6 protein-coding genes are annotated in these 6,500 nt (G+C 56.8%); 5 read left to right on the forward strand and 1 reads right to left on the reverse strand.

Annotated features, from left to right (window positions below; genetic code table 11):
- Positions 1-4: 4 nt before the first annotated feature.
- Entirely contained in the window at positions 5-754 is a 750-nt protein-coding gene (locus ACODSK_RS26720) for a hypothetical protein (protein WP_489020258.1), read from the reverse strand.
- Between the two features lie 843 nt (positions 755-1,597).
- On the opposite strand from ACODSK_RS26720, the gene ACODSK_RS26725 reads away from it, so the two are divergent.
- The 5 genes from ACODSK_RS26725 (at position 1,598) to ACODSK_RS26745 (ending at position 6,445) form a co-directional block, all read left to right on the forward strand.
- Positions 1,598-2,614: a hypothetical protein gene (locus ACODSK_RS26725; RefSeq protein WP_489020260.1), complete on the forward strand. Its 1,017-nt coding sequence runs from the start codon at positions 1,598-1,600 to the stop codon at positions 2,612-2,614.
- Positions 2,615-2,788: 174 nt separating this feature from the next.
- Entirely contained in the window at positions 2,789-3,487 is a 699-nt protein-coding gene (locus ACODSK_RS26730) for a hypothetical protein (protein WP_489020262.1), read from the forward strand.
- A 38-nt stretch (positions 3,488-3,525) separates the two neighbouring features.
- The gene (tssI, locus tag ACODSK_RS26735; RefSeq protein WP_489020264.1) at positions 3,526-5,382 is read left to right on the forward strand and encodes a type VI secretion system tip protein TssI/VgrG; all 1,857 of its coding nucleotides are present in this window, start codon (positions 3,526-3,528) and stop codon (positions 5,380-5,382) included.
- Between the two features lie 112 nt (positions 5,383-5,494).
- A complete protein-coding gene (locus ACODSK_RS26740; RefSeq protein WP_489020266.1) occupies positions 5,495-5,971 on the forward strand; it encodes a hypothetical protein in 477 nt (158 codons plus the stop codon).
- Between the two features lie 33 nt (positions 5,972-6,004).
- On the forward strand, positions 6,005-6,445 hold the full coding sequence (locus tag ACODSK_RS26745) for a DcrB-related protein (protein WP_489020268.1): 441 nt from the start codon (positions 6,005-6,007) through the stop codon (positions 6,443-6,445).
- Positions 6,446-6,500: the final 55 nt, after the last annotated feature.

Raw genomic sequence — 6,500 nt, forward strand, 5'->3', positions numbered from 1 at the left:
CGTGTCAAAGGTGTTCGATCGTTGCCAGCAGGCGCTGGCGAATGTCGTCGTGCATGTCCAGGATCGCCTCGCGTCCTACCAGCTCCTCGAAGCTGGCGTTGCCGGCGATCTGCGTGCTGCTGCGAATCACTGCGTCGGCGGGCAGGTCCGAGCGCACCGGCGAGCTGACGACACAGAAGGGCAGGTCACCCAGGCCTTCGAGACGCTCGAAACCCAGGCCGAAGCGCAGGCCCCCGAACAGCCGGCCCAAACCCGGAAATTTGCTCAGGCAATGGAACAGCACCAGGTAATGCACGACGAAACGATAGAGTTCAGCGCTGCTGCGATTGGGGTCCTTGACCAGGGTGCGCAAGCGCGCCAGGTCGAAGTCCTCGAAACCCACCACCCAGCGCACCGGGCTGGTGATACGGATGACCTGGCCGCAATCGTCCAGGGTCTTGTCGTATTCCAGCGGGAACAACGCCGGGAGGGTGCTCATCAGGTTCAGCGGCACCTCCAGCCCGTTGACCAGTTGAAACGGTGCGGCCGTGCCAACGCGTTCGTACAGCTCGACCAGCGCCTGGAAATGCCCCTGGGTTTCCCGCCCGCTGCCACGCTGGGCGCCTTGCAGGTACTCGCCGAACAGGTTCTGCGGGCGGATCAGCGGCGCAAGGGTCGCCAGGTAGTCCGCCGCCTGCGCCTTGAGCACATCGGCGATCACCCGGGTCTGGCTGCGTAGCTTGATCAGCGCCTCGACATCGAACGTCTGGGTCATCGAAACATTGCCCCTGGGGCTATGGACTTGCGGAGCCTGTCTGTCATTGCTGAAAACGAATTCATCGAGCGAAAAGGGGCTGGTACCGGCAAAGAGATATCTTTCTGCCGGCAACTATCGAAAAGGGTGCCACCAGGGGAGTGAGTTCCCGCTGGCCTAAAAGACTGTTCCGTGTTTTTTGTGGTGCAGCAATAATGGCCTATCGCCACACTGGTTATGACCGGGCAGTCGGATACGCCATGGAAATGTGCCAAACCCCTGTATTTGATGGGGTACGAAGCGATTGAAAGTTTTCGAAATTGAGTTTATTGCAAAAAGTTAAAACGCCTTGTTTCCTGCTTTCGGGATGATCTTTTCAAGTGCTAGCAATTTCGCGCTTAAACAAGTTGTATTTCTATATTGTTTGGTTGGTGAAATTTCCTACATTGAATTTCCTATCGACTGTAGTCCTTTGTCGTGAATATAAACGAACTGTGTCGCTGTCAGGCAATGGATAACGGTTGGCCGGTATTTCTGCTCACAGTTGAATTTGCGCTACGCCACCAAGGAATAGCGTGGCTGAAATATTTGGTCTTAGTTGGATGTCGACCATTTTGTACTGGTGCTCAATCGCTGAAAACCATCGAGAAGCTACGGGTTAGAGCACGTTTTCAAGTGAAATAAGAGCGGAGAATATCAAGTGGCCATCATTTGACAGTCAAACTATCGCGGCGTTTCCATTGGCACCGTTTCCAACATCAGTGCAGGACGCACTTGCATGAACACCAATACTTTCGGAGCGACGCCATTGCTGCGTCGTGTTGCCACTTTTCTTGCTGGCGGTTGCGCCCTGGAGGGACGAAGTTGAGCAGGATCCTATATCCGTGCACTGCAAACGATCCGCTCGGACGTGGCTGGGGCAGTGGTTTGCTCGGCCATGGAGAACTACCTTGGCCGGAAACTGTCGCGGCCAGGTCTTTTCCGCCGCTGCTCGATATTGGTGGCAGGTACAACGCCAGTGATCGTGATGCGGCAGAGTTCCTCATCCTGCAGTTGGGCGCGGTGGAAAGTGAACTGGAAGTCGAGGAAGCCCAGGACTACGCGCTGATGCTCCGTGCGCTGCTGGACAAAATGGCGAGCAGCACAAAGTTGGCCACCGATGAGTTGGTGGCGCTGCAAAAAAGAGCCGAGGCGATTTCTGGATTGGGGCCGGTCTTGTTCTCGCCTGGAAATATGCCTGGGACGCTCGCTGCGCTTGGTGGGATCGTTCATGCGGCAAGCATGAGTACCAAGGTCGAGAATCTCCTCGATCTGGATCGCGACACCAGGAAAGCGCTGAAGAAATGGGCCACATCGCGTGGCAAGCCGGGGAGTGTTTCGGCCAATAGGGCGTTTCGCGGGCGGATCAAGCTGGTTCGTTACGGCGGCAACCTGTTTTTCGAAATACCGGCCAATGCCAAGGCCAGCCTGTATCGCGTAAATGGGCAACTGAATAGCGCAACGATCAGGCTTTCCGCCCATGACACCGCCAGGGCGCTGCGCAGCGTCGCGCATGTGGACAGTGCTGCTTACGGGAGTCGAGGGGTGGGAAGGGTACTGACGGGAAGTGCTGCAGGGCCGCTGCTGTCGTTTGGTCCCCAGATGGTCATTGATGCGAGTAATTCATCGAGCATTAGTGAGTTCTTGCACAGGTCGGCGTATAGCCAGCCTTCGAATGTTGCTGCCTTCGCGGCTGGCGCAGTACTAGTTGGCCTCGCTGGTACAGCAATCGTCGTCGTTAGTATTGCGCTGGTAACGGGTGCTGCAGTGCACATTCTTTTGAGCGAAGAATTAACAGGGTGGGGGAACGATATAGGTGACTGGTTGACTAGAAGCAATTAATCAGTGTGGCCGCTGAGTTTGTATGGGATCAGGAGGGTGCGTGCTTGTAAGGATCAGATATTAGGAAAGTGTCAATTTATCGAAGTATTTTAAGTTTGCTCGCGCCTGGGTTGTTTGAATCGGTAAAGGTCAGCGGGAATTTTTCATTTCTTCAAAAGACAGGGTCGTGAGTCAATGTTTACGCTTGATCGATTTTTTTCCAGGATTTGGGCAGGCTGGTTTTTAACCTTGATGATTTTTATCGTGTTTTTCGGCGTAGGCCCCTCATTTCTAACGATTCCAATCGCTGTCGGTTCCGTGCTTACGTTCTTATGGTGTGTGAAATGCGCCTATCAGTCGGAGCGCTTCAGTGACTTCGTAGCATTTCGACTATTTTTTAGCCTCGCTGTGGGGCCAATATTGGCATTTGTATTTTCACATATGTTGATGTACGGATTAAGAGGGGTTCATTGGGCACAATCACTCTTCATTAGTGCCCTGCCGATTGTGCTTGTTGCTTTGATGTATGTGCTCTTTTACTCCAGCAAGGGCAGGCGCGATGTCTTCATTATTCAAGGCGGAAGCGTTGATATTCAAGGGCCTAAACCAAACAATCCCTGGCTTCTGGCTGGTGTGTCAGCAGGGGGCGGCGGTATGGTTTATTCGGCAATGCAAGAGCATGGCATACCCATGGAAAGCTTGGTTTTTCTGATAGTAGCTGCCTCGCTTTACAACGTTTTCTATTTTCGTAATCACATTTTCTCCTTGAAATCTCTGAAGCAGCGCGAGCGCCGAGAAAACTGCCACTACACCTTCAAGGACATCGAACATATCCGCGAACTTCGCCAGGCCTCTTTCCTCGGCCGCCTCTTCGCAGTCAGAAACAAACACTGAATTCATCACGTCCACCTTGGCTATAAAAGGACCGCATCATGCTGATGGACCTGCTCGCTCTGGCCAACCGCCAGAACCGCCGCTTGTTCAAACTCGACATACCCTCACGACAGAACAAGAACGATCTGTTGCTCGAGCACTTCACCGGCATAGAGACCTTGTCCCAGCCATTTCGCTTCGGCCTTAACCTGCTGAGCGATTGCGCCGATATCAAGTTCAAATCGATGATCGGGCAGTCCGCGACCCTGGAGATAGAACTTGCCGATGGTGGCTGTCGCTATATCAACGGCCATATCAGTACGTTCTCCACGGCGGGCAGCGACGGAGGCTTCATTCGTTATTCGGCGGTGCTCGATTCCTGGCTGGAGATGTTGAAACAGAGGTTCGATTCGAGAATCTTCCAGGAAAAGACCATCCAGGAAGTGGTCAGCGAAGTCTTCGCCGGCTTTGGCACATTGGCCCGTTACGAGTTTCGCCTGGGCAAGCCGCTCAAGGTGCACAGCTACATCACCCAGTACCGGGAAAATGACCTCAATTTCGTCCAGCGCCTGCTGGAGGGCGAGGGGTTGTTCTATTACTTCGAGCACAGTGCCGATGCCCACCTGATGGTCATTACCGACGACTCCAGTCGCCTGGTGCCTCTGCCGGAGCAACCCAGCATTCGCTACCACTCTGCATCCGTGACCGAGACCGCCGACTCGATCACCCACTGGGGTGCCACGCGCGAACTGCAGCCAGGCAAGATCTCCCTCAGAACCTTCGATTACCGCCAGCCGGGCAATTTCCTTCCGGTCACCCTGAACAGCCTGAACGACCAGGGTGATGTCGGCCGCTTCGAGGTCTATGACGTTCCGGGGCATTACACCCATGGCACCTATGAACAGGGTGAGGCCCTGGTGCGCAACCGGATCGAGGCGATGGAGGCCAAGGGCAAGATCTTTCATGGTGCCAGCAACTGCCGGGCCATGAGACCCGGCTACACCTTCGAGCTGACCCAGCATTACGCCCATGACACCGGCAGCGAGGAGGATCGTCAGTTCCTGCTGCTCGGTGTTCAGCACGCGGGCAGCAACAACTACCTGACAGGCGGGGAGGCCTTCTACCACAACCGCTACAAGTGCATTCGCCGCAAGATCGCCTATCGCCCCGAGCCCGAGGCGCGCGCCCCCGTGATCTCTGGGCCGCAGACAGCCATCGTGGTCGGGCCGCCGGGGGAGGAGATCTACACCGACGAACTGGGACGGGTGAAGTTGCAGTTCCACTGGGACCGCCAGGGCGAGTTCGACGACAAGAGCTCCTGCTGGGTAAGGGTCGCGCAATCCGCGGCCAGCGGCGGCTTTGGCAGCATCCACCTGCCGCGGGTCGGGGATGAGGTGGTGGTGCATTTTCTCGACGGTCAACCGGACCGCCCACTCGTTATCGCCTCCGTCTACAACAGCCGTAACACCCCGCCGTGGTCGTTGCCGGCAAACAAGACCCAGAGCGGCCTGCTCACCCGGTCGATAAAAGGCAACGGCAGCACCGCCAACTTCCTGCGCTTCGAGGACAAGGCCGGCGCCGAGCAGATCATGGTGCATGCCGAACGGAATATGGATACCGAGATCGAGCGCGACGAAACCCATGAAGTTGGTAACGACCGCAGCATTATCGTGGGCGGCTCGCACACCGAAGCCATCCGGAAAGACACGCTGGTCAACGTTCAGGAAGGCTCTTACACCCTTCAGGTGGACAACCAGTTCATCCAGATCAGCGCCAGGAAGCACATTGTGCTTGCCGTGGGAGGCAGCACCTTGACGATGACCCCGAACAGCATCGATCTCTCGGCCGAACTCATCAACGTGACCAGTACCTCGACCATGCAAATCAACGGTGCGCCGGTTCGGGTCAATGATTGAGGCCAGCCCCGTGTACAAACCCTCGATCTATGACCAACTCTCGGTTGGACGTACACGCCGGCAACAGGTTGCTCCCCAGGCGGCGCCAACTGTCGCCGAGGAGTCCCCGACAGTGCGAGAAACCGCAGCCCTTGCCGTTCTGGCAGCGCCCAGTCGCTTCGCCTTTGCCGGCGTCGATCTGGTGTTACCTGCCAGTGTCCGTTTTTGCGATATCCAGCTCAGGCTCGAACACGGTGGCGAGCCGGTCCACCTGACCATCCGCCGACGTGACGCGAAATCGAACCAGGATCTGGAACGCTCGATTCATGCCGCGCTCGTGGATCTGCTCGACGACGGTTCGCCACTGAAGGTAATCCGCCAGGACGAGCGCGGCTTTGCCGGCAGCCGCGGTGCGGTGGTGGATTTTCATTTCATTGCCGCCCACGAAGCACGACACGGACGTCTTTTCGGCGCGCTGCTGCCCGTCCCGGGCGATGGCGGGCAGCAGCAATGGTTGGACATCTCCTGTGTCATCGATCCGAGCAGGCCTGCCCTGAGTGGATGGCTGGCCGAGTTCGATGGCCTGATCGACAGCCTCACACCCTCCTGACCTCATCAATCCCCTACCAGGAATTCCTATCCCATGGACTACGTGTTACAGGAAGGCAGCCTTTCGCTGCCGGATGGCTACATCGACCGCAGCGTCAACATGTTCACCTTCGGTGCCAGCGTGCCGGCGCCATTGAGTATTACCATCGCGCGCGACTCGCTGGGGCAGGGCGAGCCTCTGTCGGACTACGTGGAGCGCCAACTCAGGATCCTCGCTTCGAAGCTGCCTGGTTATACCCATCTGGGCAGCCATGCCGTGTCGTTGTCCATCGACAAGCCGATTCCAGGCATCCAGGTCGACGGTTGGTACATGAGCCAGGGGCGCCCGCTGTACCAGCGTCAGGCGGTATTTCTGCTCAACGCCGAACGTGCCTTGATCTTTTCCGCCAGTGCGCAGGACGAGTTCAGCGCGACGCAGAACCAAGACTGGGCGAACCTGCTGGCCGGCTTCACTCCTGCCGCTGAACAGGAGTAACCCCTCATGTTCGAAGCAGCCAGGTTCGGCGACGATATCTCGCACTCCAGTGCAA

It is taken from the genome of Pseudomonas sp. FG98 (assembly GCF_057808595.1).